The 2,467-nt window shown below is 42.0% G+C and carries 1 protein-coding gene; it reads right to left on the reverse strand.

The window, feature by feature from the left end:
* Positions 1-113: 113 nt before the first annotated feature.
* The gene (gene ltrA, locus QUB04_RS32290) at positions 114-1,844 is read right to left on the reverse strand and encodes a group II intron reverse transcriptase/maturase (protein ID WP_333290736.1); all 1,731 of its coding nucleotides are present in this window, start codon (positions 1,842-1,844) and stop codon (positions 114-116) included.
* Positions 1,845-2,467: the final 623 nt, after the last annotated feature.

Consider the following 2,467-nt stretch of genomic DNA (forward strand, 5'->3'; position numbering starts at 1 on the left):
GCTTTGTTAGAGTCGATAGGGGCATTTCTACCCCTACCTCTCGTTCAGAACGGAACGTGATGCTTTCGCATCATTCCGCTCCTTGATATCTTCATCCTTTTTATGGACACAATTCAAAACGGATTGTTACAATAGTCCTTATCAAGGGAACCGTCATTTTCCGTTTTTGTGTCGTGGCAGTGTTTATGTAGAAGTTGGAGGTTTTTGTACTCATCCTTACCGCCTAATGAGCGAGGTTGGATATGGTCAACTTCTACAATGTCTGTAGGTGTGAAATACAGACCACAGTGGGTACATTTACCTTTTTGTGTCTTAAGCAGTGTTGCCACTCTTTTTGGTGTTTCCGGGTATTCTCCGCGTCTCTTGCTCCAGTAAATCCAGTCACCATCGTAAGGCGTTGCGTTACCCTTCACTTTGACGTGCCTTACAATAGGCTTTGCTTTGTGTTGGATTAATTCTAAACCTTCTTCTGTGCTGAAACACCAATTTCTGTCGCCTACTGTTCGCCAGTATTTGTCTTTATTGATGCTACCTTTTCCCCGTCTTCTCGCCCATGCTCTTAGCTTGTCATAGGTAAGACTGTCTACCTTGTTAAAGGTATCTTTACTTACTACTGTTGAGTAATAGTTTGACCATCCCCTGATTATTGGATTCAGCCGACTAATTAAAGCGACTTGGGGGGCGGTGTTATGGGTGTCTATCACTTCTGCAATTTTAGCTAGATGGGCTTTGACTTTGGGCTTAGACGGGGTGATTAATGTTGTAAAACCTAGCGGTATTCCTACTGTATTTTTAGCACTTCGATAGTTGCCTACCTTGTGTTGTTGTACATGGAATCCTAAGAACTCAAACCCAACATTTCCATTATATTCGTTGAGGGTGTGGGTTAATTTTGTTTTACTTGGCTTCAATTCTAAGCCAACATCACTTAACCATTCTGCAATTATTTTCTGACAGGCTAGTATTACTTCAATGTCTTTGTGAATAATCACAAAATCATCGGCGTACCGGATTAAACTTAAGGAACCTCGTTTATCTTTTTTACTGATTCCGTAGTATCCTTTTGTTAGCGTTTCCGCATATTGTTTGACCCGTTCTTCCATTCCATGTAAGGCAATGTTAGCCAAAAGTGGAGAGATGACCCCACCTTGTGGTGTGCCTTCTTTGGTCGGGAAGATTTCACCTTGGTCTAATACCCCACTTTTAAGCCAGGACTTAATTTGTGTTCGGAGTCCTGGATAGGTATTGATTTTGTCAAGTAATGCTTTGTGATTAATGCGGTCAAAGCATTTGGCAATATCAGCATCTAGCACATATTTTGCTTTGTATCTGATACTGTCAAAGATAGCTCCAATCGCATCGTGACATGACCTACCGGGTCTAAAACCGTATGAGTTTGGCTCAAATTTTGCCTCCCATTCTGGCTCAAGTGCTGCTTTCACAACTGCTTGTAAGGCGCGGTCGTACATTGTAGGTATTCCTAATGGTCTTGACTCATTAGTTCCTGGTTTTGGTATCATTACCCGACGAGTCGGTTGAGATTTACCAGTTATTTTGAGTTGACTTACTAGCTTTAATCGTTGCTTTGGGGTTAACAATTTTATGCCATCCACACCTGCTGTACGCTTGCCAGTATTGTCTTGTGTTACCCGTCGTACCGCTAGAACCTTATTAGACCATGAATTAATCAAGGTCTTTTGAAGCTTCCGAACTGCTTTAACATCGCCACGCTCACTTGCTCGATAGATACGTCTTTGCAACTTAAATGTCAATCTTTCGGCTTTTCGCCAATTGATTTGATTCCATTCCACCGTCGGGTTGTCCCGCGTTTTAGACTTATTCATTGCTACTAAGTTCCTATCCTTGAAGTTACCGTGTACCTGTCTGCATATCTCTGTCATTACAACAGAGCATTGGCTTCTGATACAATCCCTCTCTCATATATTGTTCGTTAGCTACTTACTGGATAATCGACATGATTCCAGAAATATATAAGAGTTACTTCGTTCCAAATACACATTGTTTGAGTTTTTAGTGCGATGCTATCCACCGGGTTTATGGGCGGTGCTTATAGGTCAAGTGTGAAATTGCCTATGCCCTATCCTTGCCTTTTGGCTTGGTCTTAATCAGTCTTTACCGTGTTTTTTCAACGGGTTTATTCTTGATTTAGCCATTTGACCATCTGAAAATTACGATGGTTCAGACACATCTTTGCTTTCGCTACACATGAACTCGTGCTTGACAGTTACCAGTTTCGGCTACCAGTAGTTCTTGTCTTTTATCCCCGCTTTACCCTATTGGTTGCTACCCAACAAAATAGGGGATATGCTTTTACCGCTGCACTTGCGGACTAGGACTAGGGACTTGTGAATCCTGCACCTAGATGTGTATTCAGTTATACTAACCAGTTGGTTAGGCTAACCTTCCCTGAGTATTGCTACCCATTTGGGTTAAACGAATCGCACTC

It is taken from the genome of Microcoleus sp. D2_18a_B4 (genome assembly GCF_036702475.1).
In the GTDB taxonomy this organism is placed as follows: Bacteria; Cyanobacteriota; Cyanobacteriia; order Cyanobacteriales; family Microcoleaceae; genus Microcoleus.